Here is a 568-nt window from a genome sequence, read left to right as displayed (position 1 = left end):
AACTTATAGATAAATCGCCACCAGCAACTATTTTCGCATTCTCTAACGAATACACGTTCTGATAAACATACCTTGTCTCATCGTACGTCCTAGTGCCTATCGCAACACGAAGCCTACGCCTAACGTTCGCCCTTCTGTGCTCCTCCTTCAATTTAGCTAGCACGCTACTCGTCTCATTCGTCACACTATCCGCAACTATAGCTATATCATTATTGGCTGATATAGTTGAATCAATATTCCTAACACTATACGCTGTGATGTCTATATCGCCACCAGCTAACATAACTCCCGATTTATAGTTATAGTTCACACCTGTGATAAATTCCTTATATCTAAGTCTCCACTTGTCGTCTCTAGGAAAATACGTGTTTATCGTCCTCATCTCTGTGATATATCTGCTCCCTACCGTTATCTCATGCCCAACATTATAAAACTTGTCTGTATTTACACTAATACTTCCATAGCTCTCTATCCGTCCCCCATAGTTCACAAACCCATTAGATACATTGTCGTCATTACTATAACCAGTCCACGCTGTACAACTACCAGCTACATCAGCACTGCCACC

Annotated in this window: 1 protein-coding gene; it reads right to left on the bottom strand. The window is 41.4% G+C overall.

The annotated features are described in order from the left end of the window. Nucleotides 1-568, bottom strand: a 568-nt coding sequence (locus tag AC1MDJ_RS08485; RefSeq protein WP_479690471.1) for a hypothetical protein, incomplete at both ends; no start/stop codon positions are given.

Source organism: Candidatus Termitispirillum reticulitermitis, assembly GCF_054655775.1.
The sequence above is the reverse complement of the archived record's forward strand: the minus strand, read 5'-3'. Positions and strand labels throughout refer to the sequence as shown.